Raw genomic sequence first — 20,821 nt, forward strand, 5'->3', positions numbered from 1 at the left:
CTAGAGGTCGTTGCCGCAGTAGGAAAGATCGAAGCTCTTGTTGCAGATCGGGAAGTCCGAAATTTCGTTGTCGCGCACCGCCAGTGCCAGCCCGAACCAGTTCAACAGCGACGGGTCCTGCACCTTGTAGTGCAGCAAGCGGCCGTCAGGCCCGGTTTCCAGCGCCTGGACGACCGTGCCTCGGTGACTCTCTCTCACCGAGACACACAAGGTGTCGTGCCAGAGCGGGCCCAGCGGCTCGAGGTCGGGGCCGGCAAGGTCGGCGTCCGCTGTTCGAAGAAGCTCATTCAGCCAGCGCACGGATTCATCGATCTCGCGCATGCGCAGCCTCATGCGCGCCCAGCAGTCGCCACCCTCTTCGGTCAGCGAGGCGATGGGATGTGCGGCATAGAGCCGCCCCGGCAAACTGACCCGGACATCGCCCGTCACACCGCTGGCTCGCGCGGCCAAGCCCACCATGCCGATCTCAAGGGCGGCCTTGTGCGCAACGACACCCACCCCCTGGAAGCGCGACTGCACGCTGCGCGCTCCGAGCATCAGGGCGTTGACCTCGGCCATGTCTTTGCTGAACGCGGCCAGGGTGTCCAGCAGGTCCCGGCGCAGGGCGTCGGTGATGCCGAAGCGCACGCCGCCGGGCCGCAACCAACCGCGGCCGAAGCGGCTGCCACAGACGCGCATGGTGGCGTTGATGATGGCCGTGCGCAGGCGGCCGTAGGTGGCGCCGCCCTGCAGGAAGGCGATGTCGGTCGCCAGGCCGGTGAGCGCCACCAGGTGCATCGCTACACGCTCCAGTTCCAGCGCAATGCCGCGCACCCGTTCCGCGCGCAGGCTGACCTGGGTGCCCGACAGGGCCTCCACGGCCGCGCAGTAAGCCCAGGCGTAGGCGATGCTGGAGTCGCCCACGATGGCTTCCACCAGCGACGTCAGCGCCCCTGGAGGGCGTTGCAGCAGCAGGGCTTCCACGGCGCGATGCTGGTAGCCGAGCTGCAGTTCCAGGTGGTGAACCTGCTCACCATGGCACATGAAACGGAAGTGCCCGGGTTCGATGACGCTGGCATGGATGGGGCCGACGCCGACCTCGTGCACTTCCTGGCCGCGCACCGAAAAGAACGGGTGTTCATCCATGTGCTGTTGCCGCTCGGCCTCAAAGCGCACCGGCTTGAGCCAAGGGTGACCGGTAGGTGTCAGTCCGGTCTGCTCCCACAGTTCACGCTCCAGCATCTGCGCGGCGGGGTGGCGCGCGGTGATGCAGGCATAGGCACTGCCGCGCCGGCCTCTGGCGCGCAGCAGGCCGAGTTGTCCATCGACGGATTGCAGCACGGCGCTGGTGAGCACCTCCTCGTCGGGACCCGAGGAATCCACGCGGCCGAACAGCGTGACCAGGCGTTCGCCCGCGTCCATGGCCTTGCCGATCTGGTCGGCCCATTCGTCGAGGCCGAGGGGCGCGACCGCGTGGGTCAAGCTCATGACGATCGGTTTGATCGGTCCCATCATTGCCCTCCGATGGATTGCGCCACCTGCGCCAGCAAGGCGCTGATCGGGGCTGGGGTGTAGACGCCGAGCAGGATGAGCACGACGACGAAGCCGAGCTTGGGCACGGCCGTGACCCAGGTCTCCTTGACCTGCGGGCCCTGGTGGTCGGAAGGGCCCCAGATCATCGGGAAGATCGAGCGGCCGGTGGCGACGAAGATGATCGTCAGCATCGTGCACATCAGCGTGAAGGCGATCAGGTTGCCGGCCTGCACGATGCCCGACAGGATCAGCATTTCCGCCATGAAGCTGCCAAACGGCGGAAAACCCAGCAGCGCGAAGATGCCGACCGCGAACAGCAGCCCCGAGAACGGCAGCACCCGGATCACGCCGCTCAGGGCCTTGACCTCGTTCGTGTGATACACGGCCCGCAGTCGGCCGGCGGTGAGGAACAACAGTGCCTTCACGAAGGCGTTGCTGACGATGTAGAGCAGCACGCCATAGGCTGCCGCCTTGCCCACCGACAGGCCGATGGCGATGACGCCGGACGAGCTGACGCAGGCGTAGGCGATGAGGCGCTTGTAGTTGCGCGCCGCCATCACCTGCACGGCCGCGACGGTGAGCGAGAGGCAACCCATGATGAGCAGTTCGTACGAGACGAAGTGGGTGTCCTGGCCACGGAACACCTGCAGCACGCGGAATACCGCCACCACGCTGATGTTGAATTGCACCGCCGCAAGCAGCGCGCTGGTGCTGGTGGGCGCGGCCTCGTAGGTCTCCGGCATCCAGCTGTAGAGTGGTGCCAGGCCGAGCTTGCTGCCCAGGCCGAACAGCATCAGCGCCAGACCCAGGCGTTGCCAGCTGTTGCCGGGTGAGGCGATGCCCTTGGCCATCTCGTCGAGCGCAAAGCTGATCTCCAGGCCGTGCAGGTGTGCCGAGCGGGTCAGGCACATGATGCCCAGGAAGGTCAGCGCCAGCGACATGCTCGAATACAGCAGGTAGTGCCAGGCCACGCGGCGCGGCGCCAGCGTGTCGCCCTGCGCCACCAGCGGCGCGGCGCACACGGTGGTCAGCTCGATGAAGGCCCAGAGCAACAGCAGGTTGTTGGCCATGACGCCGAGGTTCATCGCGCCCATGAAGGCCAGCGTGAGCGCGGCACGCGGCAGCAGGTTGTCCGCCAACAGGCGCGAGGTGCTGACCCGCGACGACATGTACACGCTGATGCCGAGGAAGACGCTGTTGATCACCAGCAGGAACAGCATCGAGGTCGCATCGAGCACGAAGTAGTGGCCGGCGAAGTACAGGGGCAACTCGCTCAGCGGTGTGCGAACGAACACCGTCACCGACGACAGCACGCTGATCACAGCCATGACCACCAGGGCGGGGCCCACCCAAAGGCGGCGCGTCGGCAAAACGGGAATGCCGCGCATCGAGATGGCACTGACCTCGCTCATGACGGCTCTGCGGCCTCGGAGCCCACTGGGTCGGCATGGACAGCCTTGGCGCCGTTCGCGGCGACAGGATCTGGTGTCGCGATCAGCCAGCCACCGACGAGCACGGTCAGCAGGTAGATGCCGCTCAGTGCGCCGTGGATCGGCAGGGGCCAGGGTTCGGGCAGCAGCGACTCGAACAAGGCGAGACCGTTTTCCATGAAGAGCACCGCCACCAGCTGGGCCGGGGGTGAGTCGTTGGTGGACAGCAGCAGCAGCGACACGGTGACCGTCGCCCCGACCACACCGAGCGTGAGCGCCTGCCGGTCGCTCATGGCGGGTGCGGCGAACTCGAAGGCCAGCACCACCAGGGCGATGGCGATGGCCCAGGTGAAGAGGTTGGAGGGCATCAAGTCGAGGTTGGGCTCGCCGCGCAACAGGATGGCGCGCGCGAGCAGGCGCGGCGCGATCACCGCACGCACGACCAGCACTTCGATGAGTGCGACGTAGGTGTGCAGCGACGGGTCACCGTGCTGCGCAACGTTCCAGGCCAGTGCGGCGGCCTGCGCGGTCAGCCAGAACGGCGCCGAACGGATCTTGCCGAAGAAGATCGGAATGACCGCGGCCACCAGGAAGGCGATCAGCGGCAGGGTCATGCAGCCCTCGCCAACCAGCCGGCTGCGCCCAGGCACAGCGCGGCCCCTAACGATGCAAGCATCAGGTACGCCGGCACCAGGCGCATGCGCAGCCGGGCCACGAGCGATTCGACGCAGCCCACGGCGACCGCCACGCCCGCCATGATGGCCAGCGATACCAGCACGCACAGCGCCGTCTGCGTGAGCGGGTCGACGGGATTCAGCAGCGCGGCGATCAGGCCCGCGTACATCGTCATCTTCAGCGCCGCGGCGTACTGCATGGCGGCCAGCTCGGGCCCGCTGTGGTCGAGGATCATCACCTCGTGCACCATCGTGAGTTCGAGGTGGGTCAGCGGATCGTCCACCGGCACGCGCGAGGATTCGGCCTGCAGCAGCACGAAGAGCACCCCGACCACGGGCAGGGCCAGCCAGGGGAAGCTGCCGGCGTGATGCCACTGGCCGATGACCCCGGCAAAGCTGGTCTGACCGGTGGCGATGGCGGCAGAACCCACCAGCATGAACAGCGCAGGCTCGACGAAGGCCGTGAACGACGCCTCGCGAGCCGCGCCCATGCCCTCGAAGGAACTGCCGACATCCAGTGCCGAGAGCATCAGGAACAGGCGCGCCAGGCCGAGCGTGTAGGCGAAGAAGATGAAATCGCGGCTGAACTGCAAGGGCGCGATGGGCCCCAGGATGGGTGCGATCAGGGCCGCCAGCAGCGACGCCACCAGCACCACCCAGGCACCTGCGCGAAACAGCGGTGTGATCGCGGTGCTGTAGACCGGCTGCTTGCGCAACAGCCGCAACAGGTCCCAGCCGGACTGCAGCAGGCCCGGCCCCTTGCGCCCGGCCCACAAGGACTTCGTGCGATTGACGAGACCGACCATCAGTATCGGCATCACCAGCACGATGAGCATGTGGACGGCGGCCAAGAGCGCGGTCAGGTCGACGTTCACGGCAGCGGCCCGCTTGCCAGAACGACCAGGCCAGAGATCAGGACAATGGCGATCAGCGCCGCCGCAAAGGCGATGCGCGGATCGTCCTCGCGCAGCTTGCTCGAGAGCTCACCGGCCGACGCGTCGCCGTGCTTGATGACGGAGAACAGCCGGCGCTCCACGGCATCCACGCAGTCCGTGATCAGGTAGCTGTCGTCAGGGAAGTAGCCCAGCGGCGCCTTCTGGCGCCGCAAGGTCACCATCACACCCTTGAAACGCGCCTGAAAGTCCGACGAGAAGCTGGAGCCTGTGTACTGCATGCGCGGATTGGGAGCGCCATGGCCGCAGCCCCAGGTCGGACCTGTCGCCATAGGCGTACCCGCCGGCAGACGGGCAGCGCGCGTGCGCAGCCAGATCAGCAGCCCGATGGTCAGCGCCAGCGCGCCGGAAATCATGCCGATGCGCGACAGGCTGTCGGCCACGGGCTGCAGTACATCGGCACCTTGTGTCGGCAATGCCGACAGGGCCAGTTCAGTCGAACCCCGCACCAGCATGAAGCCCAGCCCCGGCAACACACCGAGCACGATGACCCCCAGGGCGTGCACACCCATCGGCAGCAGCATCCAGTGGCTGACTTCCGCGGGCGCGTGCAGGCTGGTGTCGCGCGGCCCGCCGAGGAACACCACCCCGAAAGCTCGCGTGATGCTCAGCGCCGAGACTGCGCCGACGAACGCCAGAACGGCACCGCCGGCACCGAGCGCCACCTTGGCCCAGGTGGCGATGGGCTCGCCGGTGAACAACCCCGAGTAGATGACGAACTCGCTGGTGAAGCCGTTGAGCGGGGGCAATGCCGAAATCGCGACGCCGCCCAGCAGGAAGCTCAGCGCCGTCCACGGCATCAAGCGCGACAGGCCGCCGAGCTTTTCCATGTCGACGGTGTGCGTGGCCTGGTACACCGCACCCGCGGCGTAGAACAACTGGCACTTGAAGAAGGCGTGGTTCAGCACGTGCAGCAGGCCACCCGAAAAGCCAAGCGCCACCAGCGCCGTGTTGTCCCAGGCCAGGCCCAGGCACCCGATGCCGAAGCCGATGCCGGCGATGCCGACGTTCTCGGTCGACGAATAGCCCAGCAGGCGTTTGAGGTCGCGCTGGCCCACCGTGTACAGCGCGCCGATCACGGCCGATAGCGCCGAAAAGCCGATCAGGAACCAGCCCATCCACTCGTCGGGCTGGCCGATCAGAAAGATGAAGCGCACCAGTGCGTAGAGGCCTGCCTTGTGGATCACACCGGACATCAGCGCAGAGACATGCGCCGGCGCCGCCGCATGGGCGCGCGGCAGCCAGGAATGGAACGGGAAGAACGCCGATTTGAGGCCGAAACTGGTGACCAGCAGCAGGAAGACCAGGTTGCGCTCCGACCCGACATGCCCGCGCAGCCACTGCCCGAAGCTGCCCAGCTCCCACGACGCCGTGTGCGTGTACAGGATCATGAACGCGGCGACCAGGAAGATCAGCCCGATGTGCGTGGACACGAGGTAGTTGAAGCCGGCGAAACGCACCTTCTGGTTGGTGTAGTCCCAGATCACCAGCAGCCACGCGGCCAGCGCGGCGATCTCCCAGCCGAGCAGGAAGACCAGCGCGTGGTCGCCGGTGTAGACGAGCACGAACGACAGCGAGGTCAGGTTCAGCAGCGCGTAGTGCAGGCCGAGGTGGCGCTTCGTTTCGAAGTGCGGCCGCAGGTAGCCCACGGCATAAAGGCTGCCCAGCAAGGTCATCGGCAACGACCAGACCAGGAAGAATGCACCGAGTGCGTCCAGCCGCACGCGCAGGGTTCCGACCGGGTAGGCCCATGCCAGTTCCGCCGTGAGCGGAGCGCCTCCGAGCAATACAGGGGTGACCGTAGAGACGACCAGCGCCGTCGCGACGACCTGCGATAGCACGCCGATGCCCGCGCGGGTCCGGTTGTGCAGGGGCAACAGACAGCCCGCCGCGCCCAGCAGCAAGACCAGCACGGCTGCGATGAGCGAACTCATGCGTGTCGAGGCTGCATCCCGATCACTGGCGCGCCCATCGGCGCCGGCAGCAGAGCCACCGGGCGAATGCGGGGGTGATCGAAGCGAGACAAAGGGAACGGCTCCAGGACGAAGCTCGCAGAGGCTGGAATTTCTGCGTAGACCGTGCAATCCTAATTGCTCTGAATGATACTACGATGATAATGTGATTGACATATGGAAAGACCCACGGAGGACGCATGGAACTCAAAACGGCGCGCTTGACCGTGCTGGTGGACCCCGCGAAGAAAAAGGCGTTCGAGGCGCTGTGCGCGCGCCAGGACGTGACGCCATCGCAGGTGGTGCGGCGGCTGATACGGGACTACCTGGTGCACCACGGCGTCAGCTTCGTCCCGAGCGGATTGGACGAAGACGAAGAAGCCACCGTGAAGCGCTGACCGCCCAGGATGCCCATGTCGACGAACCTGGCGGGTCTGGCGCGGTCCGTGCGCACGCGCGCGCTGCGCGCTGATGACCATGCGACCATGCGGCATGTCTTGCTTTGTGGGCACAGTGTGACGGTGTTGCCGTGCGCATGTGGGAACCCGAGGGCCTCGCGCGCTGGATTCAGCCCCGAATCCAGCGCGCCCGCCGCACCGAGCTAGTCCGACCATCGGTGTGGCGCCTGCCGCAGGTGCACTCCACGGAGGTGATGCGATGAACCCGCTCCGCGAAACGCTCGACGACCTGGACATCTTCGCGAACCGGTCCGACGACGCCACACGCAAGGGCGCGCTGGCCCGTCCGAGGGCGAGGCGATCGTCCCTGTACTTTGCGAAGTTCGCGCCGCGGAGGTTGGCAAGGAAGTGATGCGCCAAGGGTTGGCGCAGCCAGTGACGGATCCGCTGGTGGTCCTGTGCGGGATGGGCCTTGCCGACCGAGATCTCTCGCTCGTAACGCTTCAGGGCTTCGGCGAAGGTGGTGCGCTCCGCTTCCGCACGGGAGACGAAGATGCCCCGGTCCATCTCGGATTCCAGCACACGCGCCCATGCCCTCAGCCTCCGGGCGGCTGTCGAACGTGCGGTACTGAGGCGGGTAGCCCCGCCTGACGATCTGCGCTCGCCAGTAGCGACCGCGCTTCGTGATGCTTGCCAAAGTGACCGATCTCCGGGGTGGAGCGTGGTCACCAGTCTTCAGCTGTGGCAGATTTGTGGCAAAGACCCGTTTTGGCGCGGTCTGGCCAAGAAAAAAGGCCTGCACTCACGTGCAAGCCTTTGATCTTCTTCGGTTTTCTGTGGCTCCCCGACCTGGGCTCGAACCAGGGACCTACGGATTAACAGTCCGGCGCTCTACCAACTGAGCTATCGAGGAATTGAGCCATAAATTATAACGAGTTCGCGGGCGGTCTCACAAGTCCGCGCTGAGCGAGACGCGCCAGGTGCGCGGCGCCATCGGGTAGAGGTAGACGTGCTCGAACTGGTAGGGCGATTCCTGCCAGGCGCGGTGGTCGGTCGCGTTGTCGACGCCCACGCGCCACACCAGTGTGCGTGCCTCGAGCTTGTGCTCGTAGCGCGCGCCCAGGTCGAGGCGGGCCCAGCCTGGGATGCGCGTGTTGCCGTCGTTCGGCAGCAGCGTGCGGTCGCTCTCGGCCACCACACCCCCTTGCAAGCTGAGGCCGGGCGCGCTGGCCACCTGGTACTGCGCCTGCAGCTTGAGCACCCGCTGCGGCACGTTGGGCGGGCGCTGGCCGTTCACGGTGGCGTCGCTGCTGCCGATGCGCTCGGCATGCAGCAGCATGGCGCTGGCCGCCCAGGTCCAGGCGCCGGTGCGGGCATCGACGCCGGCTTCGATGCCGCGATGCCGCGCGCTGCCGTCCGGGCCGAGCGGACTGGGGGCGGGCGCGCCGGCGGCGAGGGCATAGGTCGGCCGGTCGATCTCGAAGGCGGCGAGGCTCCAGTTCCACAGGTCGGCGCGGCCCTTGACGCCGATCTCGAGCTGGCGGCTCTTGAGGGCGGGCAGCGCCTGCCCGGCATTGCTGTAGGTCGACGGCCGGTTCGGCACTACCTGGGTCTCGATGCCCTGGCCCCAGCTGGCGTAGGTCATCAAGCCCGGTTGCCACTCGTAGTTCAGTGCGATCCAGGGCGTGGTGACGTTCTGGCTGTAGTCGGTGGGCTCCTGGCCGGAGGTCGTGATGGTGTCGCGGTGCAGCCGCGTGTGGCGCAGGCCGAGCCAGGTGCTGAGTTCCGGTGTCAGCTGGACCACGTCGCGAACGTAGAGTTCGGCGTTGCGCTCGCGACGGTGGGTGTTGTCGCTCACGAAGCCGGTGTTCGCAAACGCCACCTGCGTGCCGTCGATGTTGCCGCTGCCCAGCTCGTCGCCATTGATGTCGAGCGAGCGGTTGTTGATCTGCCCTTCGAAGCGGGCCTTGAAGCGCGTGAACAACACGCCGGTGGTCAGCTGGTGCGCCAGGCCGGCGGTGGCGAAGCGGCCCTGCAGCGACAGGTCGAGCGCGTCGGTGCGGCGGTGCTCGTTCTCGCTGCGAAAGTCGTAGAGGTCGTAGCTACCGTCGCTGCAGTAGCGGTCGAAATTGCCCTCTGCGCCGCAGCCGAACGGAAACGCCAGGCGGTCGTCGGTCCTGAGCTGCTGCGTCGCGTAGTGCGCCTTGGCGCTCCAGTCGGCGCTCAGCCGCTGCTGCAGGCGCAGGCTGGCGGTGTTGCCGTCCAGCACCACCGGCAGCGACCACGGCTGGTTGTTGAGGTTGAGGCGCGGGTCGACGCTGCGCGCGTCGGGCACGCGGTTGCCGAGCAGGCTGAAGCCGGGCTGGCTGGGCTGCGAGCGGTGGCTGGTCTCGAACTCGGCTTCGAGCAGGGTGTCGGGTGTGAGGCGCCAGTCACCGGCCAGTGCAAACAGGTGGCGCCGGCCCTTGGCGTTGCGCAGCTCCGGGTCGAGGTGCTCGACGGCGGCGTTGACGCGCAGGCCGAAGGCGCGGTCGGCGCCGAAGCGGGTGGCGAGATCCACCGCACCGAGCACGCTGTTGGACCCACGCCATTCCAGCGTGGCGTTGCGCACGTCGATGTCGGGGCGCTTGACCACCAGATTCACCAGACCGCCCGGTGCGCTGATGCCGGCCTGGATGCCGCTGGTGCCCTTCAGCAGTTCGAGGCGTGACTTGTTGTCGAGCGGGATGGCGCTCTCGGCGTTGATCGGCAGACCGTCGCGGCGGTAGTTGTAGCGCTGGTCGAGCACGAAGCCGCGCACGGTCAGCGAGTCCCAGTAGCCCACGCTGTTGTAGGCATCGCTGGCGCTGGCGTCCACGCGCGTGAGCGCGCGCAGGTTCTGCGCGCCGGCATCCTTGAGTTGCGACTCCGTGACCACGTGCGCCTGCAGCGGGCTGCGCGTGAGCGGGATGTTGCCAAAGCCGGTGAGTTCGGCGCTGTTGGTCTCGCGCGGCCCGGTGATGCTGACGGTGGGCAAGGCGGTCGCGTCGTCGGCCACGTCGGCAGCGTGGGCCGCGGCGGTGCATGCCATCGCGGCCAGCGCCACGCGGGTGAGGGTGAAATGTCGTGTTGCCATCGTGCTTCCAGTGCGACGGCAGGGCGGCGGTTCCGCAAGGCGGCCATCCCGGCACAGCGGGACGAGTCACACCGAAGATCGCTTCCCTGCGCGAGGATTACCTCAATCAGGTTCGAAGGGACTTTCTCAGTCGAGCCCGCCGTCTCTTGCGAGAGCGGGTCAACACCCCTAGCAGGTGCCGCGCGGTGTTGCGCGGCACGGTGTCGATTATGGCGCGACAGCGCGCACACCGAAAACGAAAGAGCCCGCGGGCGGCGGGCTCTTCGCGCGGCGGCGGTCGAACTTCAGTCGAACACCGGCGTTTCCACGCCCAGCACCTTGTGCAGCTTCGGGCTGGTGGTGGTGTATTGCAGGTGGATGCGCTTGTCCGGGAAGATGTAGGGCGCCGCGCCGAAGGCCGCCAGCGCCGCTTCGTGGAAGCCGGAGAGGATCAGCTTCTTCTTGCCCGGGTAGACGTTGATGTCACCGACCGCGAAGATGCCGGGCACGTTGGTCTCGAACTTCTCGGTGTCGACGACCACCTGCTTGCGCTCGATGCTCAGGCCCCACTCGGCGATCGGGCCGAGCTTCGGGCTCAGGCCGAAGAACACCAGCAGCACGTCGAGCGGCACCACGCGGGTCACGCCGTCGCCGCCGGTCACCTTCACGCTCCTGAGCCGGCCGTCGGCCTCCTCGAAGCCGGTGACCTGGCCGACGATGAACTGCATCTCGTAGGCGTCGCACAGCTCCCGCATCTTCGCGACCGAGGCGGGCGCGGCCTTGAAGCCATCGCGGCGGTGCACGAGGATCACGCTCTCGGCCCTGTGCGGGCCTTCCTGCACGAAGTTCAGCGTCCAGTCGAGCGCCGAGTCGCCGCCGCCGACGATCAGCAGGTTCTTGCCGGCGAACTGTGCCGGGTTGCGCACGCGGTAATGCAGCTGGCTGCCGTCGAACTTGTCGAGCCCGTCGACCTTCAGCAGTCGCGGCTGGAACGAGCCCACGCCGCCGGCGATGAAGACGGTCTTGGTGATGAAGCGCGTGCCCTTGCTCGTCTCGAGATCGAAGCGGCCGTCCTCGCGCTTGGCCACCCGCGTGACCTCCTGGCCCAGGTGGAAGGTCGCACCGAAGGGCTCGATCTGCTTGAGCAGGTTGTCGGTGAGCTCCTTGCCGGTGCACACCGGCACCGCCGGGATGTCGTAGATCGGCTTGTCGGGGTAGAGCTCGATGCACTGGCCACCCGGGTAGGCGAGCGAGTCGATGATGTGGGCCTTGATCTCGAGCAGGCCGAGCTCGAACACCTGGAACAGGCCCACCGGGCCGGCGCCGACGATGACCGCGTCGGTTTCGATCGGGCCGTCGTGGCTGTTTGCGGTCGCGGTGATGGCGGGGTTGATTTGCGGGTCCATGTGAGAAGGCAAAAGTGGATTCAGCGGATCAGTTCGCCGAGCTTGTCGGTCCGGTCTTTCCAGTCGTCGGCATCGGGCAGTGGCGCCTTGCGCTTGGTGATGCTGGGCCAGTTCTTCGACAGCTCGACATTGATGGCGATGAACTTCTGCTGGTCGCCGGGCACGTCTTCTTCGGGCAGGATGGCATTGACCGGGCACTCCGGGATGCAAACGGCGCAGTCGATGCATTCGTCCGGATCGATCACCAGGAAGTTCGGGCCCTCGCGGAAGCAATCCACCGGACAGACATCGACACAGTCGGTGTATTTGCAGCGGATGCAGGCTTCGGTGACGACGTGGGTCATGGCGGGTTCAGGCTGGGTGGAGGACTGCGTCGCGCGACGCAAAGCACTCGATTTTAAGGGCTTGGGGTTTTCACCGGGCGGGCGGGTGACTCGACGCGGCAGGGGGCTTGCAGCCCGGCCCTTGCGGTGGGCGTGGCACCGGGGAGCGCACGTGCACCCACGCCGACCGCCACCACCGCCGGCCGGCCGGTGTGAAGCACGCTGGCTTCCATCAGCGTGGCAACGCTGTGATCGCTGCTCAGCTGGTCGACACAGCCGGCGCGCGAGACCACGCACACGGGCGTGTCCGGTGCCCATCCGGCCCCGCGCAGACGGTGCGACAGCGCAGCGAGCTGGCGCCCGGCCATGTAGAACACCTCGGTGTCGGCGGTGCGCGTGGCCTGCAACTCGCCGGTGCGCGTCATCGCGGTGGTGAGGCTGACGCTGCGGCCGCTGCCCCGGCGGGTGAGCGGGCGTTGCGTCGCGGCGGCCGCGGCGATCGCCGCCGTGATGCCGGGCACGATCTCTGCGGTGTGGCCTTCGGCGGCCAGCGCCTGCAGTTCCTCCTCGAGCCGGCCGAACACGCTGGGGTCGCCGCCCTTGAGGCGCACGACACGCAGGCCGAGCGCCGCAAACTTCACCAGCAGCGCGTTGATGCGTGTCTGGCCGGTCGCGTGGCAGAAGCCGCGCTTGCCGACATCGACCCAGCGCGCCCGCGGCGCGAGTTCGCGCAAGCCCGGGTCGGTGAGGGCGTCGAACAGCACGACCTCGGCCTCGGCCAGCCGGCGGGCACCGCGCACGGTGATCAGGTCCGCTGCACCCGGGCCGGCACCGATGAAGACGACGGGGTGGCTCATCGTGCCCGCCGGCTCACGCCGCAGTGGCGGCCACCAGCAATGCGCCGCTGGTGCGGTTGCTGGTCGGGTCGACGACGATCAGCGCACCGCCGATGCGGTTGGCCACATAGGCTTCGACCGGCAGCGGTGACTGCGTTTCGATCTGCACCTGGCCGATCTCGTTGACCGCGAGCTCGTGCGCGTCGCTGTTTTCCAGCGTGTGGATGTCGCGCCGGCTGTCGATCGCCGTGATGCGCGCCTGCACCCAGCGGTGGCCGTGGCGCACCCAGTACTTGCGGCCCACCTGGGCCGGCTCGGTGTCGAGCCAGGCCAGCGTGGCGGCGAAGCGTTGGGTGGTCTGCAGCGGGGCGGTGCTGGCGATCCAGTCGCCGCGCGAGACGTCGAGCTGGCGGTCGAGCACCAGGCCGGCCGACTGGCCGGCCTCGCAGCCGTCCACCACCGCCCCGGCGCAACGCACTTGCGCCACGATGGCCGTCTGCCCGCTCGGGAACACCTGCACCGCGTCGCCGGCGCGCACGCGGCCGTGCGCGATGCGGCCCCAGATCGTGCGCGGCTGGTGGCCGGTGCCCTGTTCGCTCTGCTTGGCCACGTATTGCACGGGGATCAGCAGCGCGCCGTCATGGCGCTCGTCGGTCGCGGGCAGCGTGTGCAGCAGTTCCAGCAGCGTCGACCCGGTGTACCAGTTCCAGACGTCGGAGCGCACGGTGACGTTGTCGCCGCGCAGTGCCGACACCGGCACGATGCCGGCCGGCGTGATGCCCGCCTGGGCGGCGAAGAGGCTCAGCGCCTCGCTCACCGCCGAGAAGGCGGCCTCGGCCTCGGCGTCGACCGCGTCGAGCTTGTTGATCGCGAACACGATGCTCGGCACGCGCAGCAACTGGGCGAGCAGCGAGTGGCGGCGCGTTTGCGGGAGCAGCTGCACGGGCTTCGTGCGCCAGTCCAGCTTGGTGATGTCGACCAGCACCACCGCGGCATCGCTGCCGGCGGCCGCGGTGACCATGTTGCGCGTGTACTGCTCGTGGCCCGGTGCGTCGGCGATGATGAACTTGCGCTGGCGCGTTGCGAAGTAGCGGTAGGCAACGTCGATCGTGATGCCTTGCTCGCGCTCGGCCTCGAGGCCGTCGGTCAACAGCGACAGGTCGATCGCGCTGCCCGCGGCGCGCTTCTCCAGCGCGTCGAGCTGGTCGGCGAGGATGGCGCGGCTGTCGTAGAGCAGGCGCCCGATCAGCGTGCTCTTGCCGTCGTCGACGGAGCCGGCGGTCAGGAAGCGCAGTGCGCGGTGCTGGAGTTCGTCATTCATGGTGGTGTGATGCAGAGCCGGGCCTTTCGCCGGGCCGCCCCAAGGAAGGCCCACGCCCCCTCGGGGGGCAGTGAACGAAGTGAGCGTGGGGGTGGTCAGGGCTTCAGAAATAGCCTTCCTTCTTGCGGCGCTCCATCGAGGCGTCCGAGGTGCGGTCGTCCATGCGCGTGGCGCCACGCTCGCTGACCGTGACCGTCAGCGTTTCGGCCACGATCTCGGCGGCGTTCGCCGCCGGGCTTTCGACCGGGCAGGTGCAGGTCATGTCGCCGACGGTGCGAAAGCGCACCAGCGCCGTCTCCACGGTTTCGCCCGCCTCGGGCGGTGTCACGTCGGTCAGCGGCACCAGCAGGCCCTTGCGGCGGATGACTTCGCGCTGGTGTGCGAAGTACAGCCCGGGCAGCGGAATGTTCTCGCGGGCGATGTAGAGCCAGACGTCGAGCTCGGTCCAGTTGCTGATCGGGAAGGCGCGGAAATGCTCGCCCGGCCTGATGCGCGTGTTGAACAGGCTCCACAGTTCGGGGCGCTGCTCCTTGGGCAGCCATTGGCCGAAGCTGTCGCGGTGGCTGAAGATGCGCTCCTTGGCGCGCGCCTTCTCCTCGTCGCGGCGCGCACCGCCGATCAGGCAGTCGAAGCGGTGCTCCTCGATCGCCTCGAGCAGCGCCACCGTCTGGTGGCCGTTGCGCGATTCGAGCGGGTGCGACAGGCGGATCGTGCCGCGACGGATGGAGTCTTCGAGGTGGCCGACCACGAGACGCTCGCCCATCTCCTCGATGCGGCGGTCGCGGAACTCGATCACTTCCGGGAAGTTGTGGCCGGTGTCGACGTGCAGCAGCGGGAAGGGCAGGCGGCCTTCGAACTCGTTGAGGTCGGTCGAGTCGCGCTGGCGCATCTTGAAGGCCTTCTCGGCCAGGCGCAGCACGACGCAGGAGTCCTTGCCGCCGGAGAACAGCAAGGCCGGGCGTTCGAAGGTGCCGGCCACCTCGCGCAGGATGAAGATCGCCTCCTCTTCCAGCGCGTCGAGATGGCGGTGGTCGACTTCGGGCAGCAGTTGGTTCATGGCGAGGGGCGCGTTCATTGGGAGGCTCCGAGGGCGGAGACGGCAGGCTCGTCCTGGTGCACGTGCAGACCGCATTCCTTGGCGGCTTCGTCCTCCCACCACCAGCGTCCGGCGCGGAAGGGTTCGCCGACGGCGATGGCGCGGGTGCACGGTGCACAGCCGATGCTGGGCATGAACTGGTCGTGCAGCGGGTTGTAGGGCACCTGGTTCTGGTCGATGTAGTGCCACACGTCGGCCCAGCTCCAGTCGGCCAGCGCGTTGAGCTTCAGGCGGCCGGCGTCGTCATGGTCGCGGAAAGGCACTTCGCCGCGCGCGTCGGACTGCTCGCGGCGCAGGCCGGTGACCCAGGCACTGCGTTGGCCAAGCATGCGCGACAGGGGCTCGAGCTTGCGGATGCCGCAGCAGCCCTTGCGCAGCGCAATGCTCTTGTACATCGGCTCCTCGCCATGGCTGCGCACGAATTCGATCACGGCGTCGTGCTGCGGACGGTAGACCTCGACCGCCAGGCCGTAGTGCTGCTCGATGCGGTCGATCAGCGCCACCGTCTCGGCGTGCAGCTTGCCGGTCTCGAGCGTGCCGATCGCGATCGGCAGCGCATGGCGGGCGACCAGGTCCGTGATCACCATGTCTTCCGCACCAAGGCTGGTGGCCTGCACGATGCGGCCTGCGTGCTCCGCCGCGGCGCTGCGCAGCAACTCGACCGTGTGCGCGACGCGGCTGTCGAAGCCGTCGGTGGCCCGGGCGTAGAGAGCGATCGCGCTCATATCGCGGCCCCCTGGCTCACGAACTCGCGCGCCGGCTCCTTGGCCAAGGCCTCGATGGCGTCCGGCGTCAGCGCGAACAGCGGGTGGTTGTCTCGCGCGTCGCCCTGGTAGTGACCGCGGAAGAAACCGAGCGCCCGCTGGGCCACCTCGATCGACTGGTCGGCGCGCAGCGCCACTGCGTCGAAGCCGGTGCGCGCGAGCAGGGGCATCATGTCCACCAGCACGTCGCCGGTGGCGCGCACCTCGCCCTTGAAGCGATAGCGCGAGCGCAGCAGCCGCGCCTGGCTGTAGGCGCGGCCGTCGACCCATTTCGGGAAGTGCAGTGCGATCAGCGCGAGCCGGGGCAGGTCGCTCTCGAGCGACTCGACGTCGGCGTCGTTGGGCAGGACCACGCCGACCGGCAGGTCAGCGGGCCACAGGCTGCGCACGCTGTGCCACTGCAGCAGCGTCAGCAGGCGATGGGCCGCGGGCGTGATCGTGACTATCGGCCCGTCTTCGCCGCCGACGGTGTGCCAGGTGTCATGGTGGATGTCGATGAACTTCATGCGGCCACCTTCGCGGTGCTGCGTCGCACTGCATTGGCGGCGCTCTTGAACGGGTCGAGGCCGATGCGCCGGACCGTGTCGATGAAACGCTCGTTGGCCGCCCGCTGGCCGCGGTAGGTCTCGATCACCGCTTCGATGGCATCGACCACCTCGTCGGCCGCGAACGACGGGCCGATCACCTTGCCGGGCACGGCCGAAGCCAGCCCGCCGCTCAGCGTCGAGCCGTCCGAGCCGCCCAGCGAGACCTGGTACCACTCCATGCCGTCCTTGTCGACGCCGAGGATGCCGATGTGGCCGCTGTGGTGGTGGCCGCAGGAGTTGATGCAGCCGCTGATGTGCAGGTCGATGTCGCCGATGTCGTAGAGCTCGTCGATGTCCTCGAAGCGCTCGGTGATCTGCGCGGCGACCGGGATCGATCGTGCGTTGGCGAGCGCGCAGAAGTCGCCGCCGGGGCAGGCGATCATGTCGCTCAGCAGGCCGATGTTGGGCGTCGCGTAGCCGGCGTCGCGAGCGGCTTGCCACAGGGCATACAGGTCTTCTTCGCGGACCCAGGGCAGCAGCAGGTTCTGGTCGTGGGTGACCCGCGCTTCGCCGCTCGAATAGCGGTCGGCGAGATCGGCGGCCAGGTCGAATTGCCGGTCGGTCGCGTCGCCGGGCGCCTGGCCGGCCCGCTTGACCGACAGCGTCACCGCACGGTAGCCGCCGAGGCGGTGGCCATGCACGTTGCGCTCGAGCCACTTGCGGTAGGCGAGCGGCGCGTCGGCCGGTGCGCCGTCACCGGTGCTCTCGTGCGCGGCCACGCCCTGCGGCAGGCGGAAGCAGGCGGCCACACGGTCCAGTTCGGCCTGCGGGATCAACTGGGCGTCGCCGTCGACGTCGCGGTTCAGGATGGCGTCGAATTCCCGGGCCACCTGCTCGATGAAGCGCTCGCCCTCGGCCTTGACCAGGATCTTGATGCGCGCCTTGTACATGTTGTCGCGCCGGCCGTAGCGGTTGTAGACGCGCACGATCGCTTCGATGAACACGAGGATCTGCTGCCACGGCAGGAACTCGCGGATCACCGTGCCCGGGATCGGCGTGCGCCCCATGCCGCCGCCGACCAGCACGCGAAAGCCCACCTCGCCAGCGTCGTTCTCGTGCAGGTGCAGGCCGATGTCGTGCCAGGCGGTCGCGGCGCGGTCTTCGACAGCGCCGGTGACGGCGATCTTGAACTTGCGCGGCAGGAAGGCGAACTCCGGGTGCAGCGTGGTCCACTGCCGCAGGATCTCACAGTAGGGCCGCGGGTCGACCAGCTCGTCCGGCGCCACGCCGGCCAGCGCGTCACTGGTCGTGTTGCGGATGCAGTTGCCGCTGGTCTGGATGCCGTGCAGGTCGACCTCGGCCAGCAGGTCCATCACGTCGGCGCTCTTGTCGAGCGGGATCCAGTTGAACTGGACGTTCTGGCGGGTCGTGAAGTGCGCGTAGCCGCGGTCGTGTTCGCGGCCGATCTTCGCCAGTTGACGCAGCTGGCGGCTGTTCAGCTCTCCGTAGGGCACCGCCACGCGCAGCATCGGCGCATGGCGCTGGATGTACCAGCCGTTCTGCAGGCGCAGGGGGCGGAATTCATCGTCACCCAGCGTGCCGGCGAGGTTGCGCTCGAGCTGGTCTCGGTACTGCGCGGCGCGCTGGTGCACGAAAGCGCGATCGAAATGGGTGTATTGGTACATCGCTCGTCTGTCAAACCATCAATCAGTAAATGACCTTCACGCCCGCGGTCACCAGGGCAGTGCACAGCAGGCCGCGCACCAGTCGCTCGGGCATCTTGCGCGTGAGCTGCGCACCGATCCAGATGCCGGGGATCGAGCCGGCCAGCAACGCGGCCAGCAGCAGCCAGTCCACGTGGCCCAGCGTTGCATGACCGAGCCCGGCCACCAGGGTCAGCGGCACCGCGTGGGCGATGTCGGTACCGACCAGGCGGCGCGTCTCGATGCGCGGATGCAGCAACAGGATCAGGGTGGCGCCGATCGCGCCCGCGCCGATCGAACTCAGTGACACCAGCACGCCCAGCAACACGCCGGAGGCGACCGTCCAGGCGGCCTTGCGCTCTGGCGGCAGCCAGCGCTCCAGCTTCAGCCCGACCGTGTGCCAGGCCTGCCGGTAGGCCACGGTCACCGCGGTGATCAGCAGGGCGATGCCGAGGGCCAGCGTCAGCGTGCTGGCCCACGCCTTCGTCACGCCGGTGGCGTGCATCAGGGCAATCGTCGCCACGGCCGCCGGTATGCTGCCTGCAAGCAGTTGCTTCAGGATGCGGTTGTCGATGTTCTGGTGCCGCCAGTGCGCCACCGAGCCCGAGATCTTGGTCAGCCCGGCAAACCACAGATCGGTGCCGATCGCCACCGCGGGCGGCAGACCGAACACACCCAGCATCAGCGGCGTCATCAGCGAACCGCCGCCCACGCCGGTCATGCCGACAATGGCGCCAACGCCGAAACCGATGAGCACCGCGATCAAGTCCATGAGATGTGTTGCGCCGCCGCAAAAAGCTTGTCAGTGTCGAACTGTAGGGACCGCATGAGCAAATGCGAACAACAGATAAATGAATTGCTTATCTGTCGGTGGAATAAAGAGCAATCAACAAAGCCATTTTAATGTCTGACAATCGAGCGATCTGGACCCGCCGCCGTTGCCTGCGTGGCGCGGCCTGTGCTGGCTTGGTTCTGGCCGGCTGTGGCACGACCCCCCGGCCGCCGGTGACCGAGGTGCCCACCGCGCCTGCGCTCCCCCAACCCGTGCCCCGTCCTCCCCGCATCGGCCTGGTGCTGGGCGGTGGCGCCGCACGGGGCTTCGCGCACATCGGCGTGATCCAGGTGCTGGAAGAACAGGGCATACGCCCGGACCTCGTGGTCGGCACCTCGGCGGGCAGCCTCGTGGCGGCGATGTGGGCCTCGGGCAAGAGCGGGGTCGAACTCGGGTCGCTGGCCGACAGCATGGACGAGTCGGCGCTGACCGACTGGATGTACCCCGGTCGCGGCGTCCTGCGCGGAGAAGGCCTGGCCAGGTATGTGCGCCAGCACACCGAGGGCCGGCAGATCGAGGCGATGAAGATCCCGCTGGGCATCGTCGCCACCGACCTGGGCAGCGGCGAGGCCATCCTGTTCCGGCGTGGCGATCCCGGCGTTGCCGTGCGGGCGTCCAGTGCGGTGCCGGCCCTGTTCGAGCCGGTCCGGATCGGAACCCGCGAGTACGTCGACGGCGGGCTGGTGGCGCCGGTGCCGGTGCAGTTTGCCCGGCAGATGGGCGCAGAGCTCGTGATTGCGGTCGACATCTCTGCCGCGACCGAGGGTCAACCGACCGGCGACGCGCTCAAGATGCTGCTGCAGACCTTCGCGATCATGGGCCGCAATCTGGGGCAGTACCAGTTGCGGGACGCCGACGTGGTGATGCGGCCGAAGCTGCAGGGTGTCTCGGGCGCGGACTTCGGCGCTCGCCGGCTGTCCGTGCTCGCCGGACGGGAGGCCGCATTGATGGTGCTGGCCGACCTGCGCGCCCGCATCGCTGCGAAGACGCATTGAAACCATGGCGGCACTTGCACTGCCGCAACGCCAGCCCGGCCGGAAATAAAAACGGCCCGGAACAAGTCCGGGCCGAAAGGTACCTGGAACCAATGTTCGCGGGGTACCGAGGAGACAACCTTACGGGGGGGGAGGCGCCACCAGCAGGGCAGCGTCTCACCGTCATCAGATAGAGGGCAGTCTCACGAGTTCAATGCGCCCCACGTAAATATTTGTGAGGCTCGGGTGCTTCAGCGACGGGTCTTGGTCGCGGCTTGCGTGGCCTTGACCGCGTTGGTGTTCAGCGCCTGGAAGTTGGCTTCGGCCACTTCCTGGGCCTGCTTGGCGGCCTTCGTCACGCTCTCGAGCGCGTTGTTGGCCGCGGCGACAGCCGACTTCACCAGCGCGGCGGCGTTCTCGGTGCCGGCCGGCGCATTCTTGATGGCGGTGTCCACCACGGCCAGGAAGCTCTTCTGTGCTTCGCTGATCTTGCTTTCGGCGATCTTGGTCACTTCGGCGTTGGTGCCCGAAGCGATGTCGTAGACGAGGCGGCTGTAGGCGGCGGCCTTCTCGGCTGCCGGCTGCAACAGGGTGGCTTGCAGTGCCAACAGCTCTTGCGCGTCCTTGGCCGACAGGCTGGCCTTGGCGTGTTCGGCGGCGTCGCCCAGACCGGACTTCGCGACTTGCAGGTTCAGCTCGACAAGCTTCTCGACGCCTTCGAAAGCCTTGGTGGTGAGACCGAACAGGGTCTCGAGGTTGGCCTTGTGGGCGGCAATGATTTGTTCGGCGGTCAGCATGTTCGGGTCTCCAGAGGTTGCAGGGGGTTAGGCTGCAACGTTTGATGCACTGCAGCATGGAAGGAAGTATACGGACGTGGCAGCAGCTTTCAAGTCTTTTTTGTTGCGTTGCAGCAATCTAGAAGTCTTCCCCTAAGCCACCGCGCCGATGCCCCCGTCTGCCGCGGCGGTTGGGGGGCGGCCGGAGCTCCGGCATGATCGAGAAGGGCGGGACACAATCCGCGCTCTC

General features: G+C 67.7%; 19 protein-coding genes, 1 tRNA gene and 1 riboswitch. Of the genes, 3 read left to right on the plus strand and 17 right to left on the minus strand.

All coding sequences use genetic code 11. The annotated features are described in order from the left end of the window. Genes ACQY9S_RS04970 through ACQY9S_RS04990 form a run of 5 tightly spaced genes read right to left on the minus strand, consistent with a single transcriptional unit; the run spans position 1 to position 6,503 of the window. Positions 1-1,491: a hypothetical protein gene (locus ACQY9S_RS04970; protein WP_428423505.1), complete on the minus strand. Its 1,491-nt coding sequence runs from the start codon at positions 1,489-1,491 to the stop codon at positions 1-3. Further along, a complete protein-coding gene (locus ACQY9S_RS04975) occupies positions 1,491-2,924 on the minus strand; it encodes a complex I subunit 5 family protein (protein ID WP_428423507.1) in 1,434 nt (477 codons plus the stop codon). The genes ACQY9S_RS04970 and ACQY9S_RS04975 overlap by 1 nt, the downstream gene beginning before the upstream one ends. Then, positions 2,921-3,556, minus strand: a complete 636-nt coding sequence (locus ACQY9S_RS04980; RefSeq protein WP_428423509.1) for a hypothetical protein — start codon at positions 3,554-3,556, stop codon at positions 2,921-2,923. Before ACQY9S_RS04980 ends, ACQY9S_RS04975 begins: the two co-directional genes overlap by 4 nt. After that, positions 3,553-4,491 carry a respiratory chain complex I subunit 1 family protein gene (locus ACQY9S_RS04985; protein WP_428423511.1) on the minus strand — a complete coding sequence of 313 codons (939 nt, stop codon included), beginning with the start codon at positions 4,489-4,491 and terminating at the stop codon, positions 3,553-3,555. Before ACQY9S_RS04985 ends, ACQY9S_RS04980 begins: the two co-directional genes overlap by 4 nt. After that, positions 4,488-6,503: a proton-conducting transporter membrane subunit gene (locus ACQY9S_RS04990; protein ID WP_428423513.1), complete on the minus strand. Its 2,016-nt coding sequence runs from the start codon at positions 6,501-6,503 to the stop codon at positions 4,488-4,490. The genes ACQY9S_RS04985 and ACQY9S_RS04990 overlap by 4 nt, the downstream gene beginning before the upstream one ends. Positions 6,504-6,721: 218 nt before the next feature. Between ACQY9S_RS04990 and ACQY9S_RS04995 the strand changes: the two genes are divergently transcribed. Then, entirely contained in the window at positions 6,722-6,919 is a 198-nt protein-coding gene (locus tag ACQY9S_RS04995; protein WP_428423515.1) for a ribbon-helix-helix protein, CopG family, read from the plus strand. A 259-nt stretch (positions 6,920-7,178) separates the two neighbouring features. Next, positions 7,179-7,331, plus strand: coding sequence for a hypothetical protein (locus tag ACQY9S_RS05000; protein WP_428423516.1), 153 nt, complete (start codon positions 7,179-7,181; stop codon positions 7,329-7,331). A gap of 425 nt (positions 7,332-7,756) precedes the next feature. On the opposite strand, the gene ACQY9S_RS05005 is transcribed toward ACQY9S_RS05000, so the two are convergent. The 11 genes from ACQY9S_RS05005 to ACQY9S_RS05055 all read right to left on the minus strand — a co-directional run bounded on the left by ACQY9S_RS05005 (position 7,757) and on the right by ACQY9S_RS05055 (position 18,761). Further along, positions 7,757-7,832: transfer RNA gene (locus ACQY9S_RS05005), tRNA-Asn, on the minus strand. A 36-nt stretch (positions 7,833-7,868) separates the two neighbouring features. Then, positions 7,869-10,034 (minus strand): TonB-dependent siderophore receptor, encoded by a 2,166-nt coding sequence (locus tag ACQY9S_RS05010; protein ID WP_428423518.1) that lies wholly within the window; start codon positions 10,032-10,034, stop codon positions 7,869-7,871. A gap of 66 nt (positions 10,035-10,100) precedes the next feature. Further along, a riboswitch (TPP riboswitch) is annotated at positions 10,101-10,214 on the minus strand. Between the two features lie 104 nt (positions 10,215-10,318). After that, positions 10,319-11,419: an NAD(P)/FAD-dependent oxidoreductase gene (locus ACQY9S_RS05015; RefSeq protein WP_428423520.1), complete on the minus strand. Its 1,101-nt coding sequence runs from the start codon at positions 11,417-11,419 to the stop codon at positions 10,319-10,321. Between the two features lie 20 nt (positions 11,420-11,439). After that, positions 11,440-11,763, minus strand: a complete 324-nt coding sequence (gene fdxA, locus ACQY9S_RS05020) for a ferredoxin FdxA (protein ID WP_428423522.1) — start codon at positions 11,761-11,763, stop codon at positions 11,440-11,442. Between the two features lie 53 nt (positions 11,764-11,816). Then, positions 11,817-12,599, minus strand: a complete 783-nt coding sequence (cobA, locus tag ACQY9S_RS05025) for a uroporphyrinogen-III C-methyltransferase (protein WP_428423524.1) — start codon at positions 12,597-12,599, stop codon at positions 11,817-11,819. 13 nt (positions 12,600-12,612) lie between these two features. Continuing rightward, entirely contained in the window at positions 12,613-13,899 is a 1,287-nt protein-coding gene (locus tag ACQY9S_RS05030; RefSeq protein WP_428423526.1) for a sulfate adenylyltransferase subunit 1, read from the minus strand. A 103-nt stretch (positions 13,900-14,002) separates the two neighbouring features. Continuing rightward, positions 14,003-14,974 (minus strand): sulfate adenylyltransferase subunit CysD, encoded by a 972-nt coding sequence (cysD, locus tag ACQY9S_RS05035; protein ID WP_428423528.1) that lies wholly within the window; start codon positions 14,972-14,974, stop codon positions 14,003-14,005. After that, positions 14,971-15,720: a phosphoadenylyl-sulfate reductase gene (locus ACQY9S_RS05040; protein WP_428423530.1), complete on the minus strand. Its 750-nt coding sequence runs from the start codon at positions 15,718-15,720 to the stop codon at positions 14,971-14,973. Before ACQY9S_RS05040 ends, cysD begins: the two co-directional genes overlap by 4 nt. Next, positions 15,717-16,265: a DUF934 domain-containing protein gene (locus ACQY9S_RS05045; protein WP_428423532.1), complete on the minus strand. Its 549-nt coding sequence runs from the start codon at positions 16,263-16,265 to the stop codon at positions 15,717-15,719. The genes ACQY9S_RS05040 and ACQY9S_RS05045 overlap by 4 nt, the downstream gene beginning before the upstream one ends. Beyond that, the gene (locus ACQY9S_RS05050) at positions 16,262-17,971 is read right to left on the minus strand and encodes a nitrite/sulfite reductase (protein WP_428423534.1); all 1,710 of its coding nucleotides are present in this window, start codon (positions 17,969-17,971) and stop codon (positions 16,262-16,264) included. The genes ACQY9S_RS05045 and ACQY9S_RS05050 overlap by 4 nt, the downstream gene beginning before the upstream one ends. 22 nt (positions 17,972-17,993) lie before the next feature. Continuing rightward, entirely contained in the window at positions 17,994-18,761 is a 768-nt protein-coding gene (locus ACQY9S_RS05055; RefSeq protein WP_428423536.1) for a sulfite exporter TauE/SafE family protein, read from the minus strand. Between the two features lie 131 nt (positions 18,762-18,892). Between ACQY9S_RS05055 and ACQY9S_RS05060 the strand changes: the two genes are divergently transcribed. After that, on the plus strand, positions 18,893-19,816 hold the full coding sequence (locus tag ACQY9S_RS05060) for a patatin-like phospholipase family protein (protein WP_428423538.1): 924 nt from the start codon (positions 18,893-18,895) through the stop codon (positions 19,814-19,816). A 230-nt stretch (positions 19,817-20,046) separates the two neighbouring features. Here ACQY9S_RS05060 and phaP read toward each other — a convergent pair whose 3' ends face one another. After that, entirely contained in the window at positions 20,047-20,592 is a 546-nt protein-coding gene (phaP, locus tag ACQY9S_RS05065; protein WP_428423540.1) for a TIGR01841 family phasin, read from the minus strand. Positions 20,593-20,821 lie beyond the last annotated feature (229 nt).

This window comes from Methylibium sp. (assembly GCF_965279545.1).
In the GTDB taxonomy this organism is placed as follows: domain Bacteria; phylum Pseudomonadota; class Gammaproteobacteria; order Burkholderiales; family Burkholderiaceae_C; genus Methylibium.